Below are 930 nucleotides of genomic sequence, written 5' to 3' on the forward strand. Positions count from 1 at the left end.
GGAAGCGTTATTGAATTTGATATTTCACCAATACAGATAGACTCAGAGAAAAAAATAGATGTACTCATGAACTTTCTAAAAGATTTAAGTCGGAACCTAAACAAAACGATAATTATAACTCCAGAAATGACTATAGAAGAGGTATTAGTTCGAGTAGAGCCTAAAGGGAAAATTGAATTAATTATGTGAGTATTTCAGTGCATTCCACCTAACATCGTATTCACACTGTAGTCGCTTTCGCTTCCTTGGTCCACTAGATGCGGCTCAAGAAGCGAATTCAGTGGACCGTCTGAGAACTTAACCATGTAGCGGGCAGCTCCTTCAGAGCCTTAAGGTTCTCATGTTCGTGAATACACAAACGTTAGCCGAAATAACCGTAATATTGAAAAGGAGAGTATACATGAAATTTACTTATACACTAAGTAATATTGGTTGGGCAGATGTACATCTTCGAATTGAAAATTCGGAAATTTATACTTCTCCAAGCTATCTCTCTGGGGCTCAGGCGATCAACCTTGCAAGGCTAAGTATTTGACTCGGTGCTGAAGCACCTTAATCCTTTCGGGGGATAAATACATAAACGTTAGCTGAAAATCGCCAAATTAAATAACAAGGGGGATTTTTATGTCTGATATTACTGGGACAATAAAATTGATTATCTAAGAAATACCCGCTGGTTGTACTATAACGATGATTACTTGGAATTTCTTATACAAAGGGTTTGGAAGATAAATAAACCTGTAAAGATCATAGATTATGGATGCGATTTTGGATATTTAGGACTAAAGCTTCTTCCATTGCTACCAAATGGATCAACATATACTGGCATTGACAAAGGCATGGAATTAATTAAGCAAGCCAATAAAATATCAAAAACAATATGAAGCAGAAGCAACTTTTTCTAAAGAGTTCAGTGATAAATCTTGGTTA

Annotated in this window: 1 protein-coding gene and 2 pseudogenes; all 3 read left to right on the plus strand. The window is 36.0% G+C overall.

Annotation, left to right across the window (positions count from 1 at the left end; translation table 11 throughout):
- Window positions 1–189 (plus strand): annotated as a pseudogene (locus GRP75_RS30200) (protein export chaperone secb); the annotation flags it as partial.
- Between the two features lie 211 nt (window positions 190–400).
- The gene (locus GRP75_RS30380) at window positions 401–535 is read left to right on the plus strand and encodes a hypothetical protein (protein WP_256703474.1); all 135 of its coding nucleotides are present in this window, start codon (window positions 401–403) and stop codon (window positions 533–535) included.
- Between the two features lie 115 nt (window positions 536–650).
- Window positions 651–881: pseudogene (locus GRP75_RS28080) on the plus strand (methyltransferase); the annotation flags it as partial.
- Window positions 882–930: the final 49 nt, after the last annotated feature.

It is taken from the genome of Paenibacillus sp. OT2-17, assembly GCF_009827695.1.
Taxonomy (GTDB): Bacteria; Bacillota; Bacilli; order Paenibacillales; family Paenibacillaceae; genus Paenibacillus; species Paenibacillus polymyxa_B.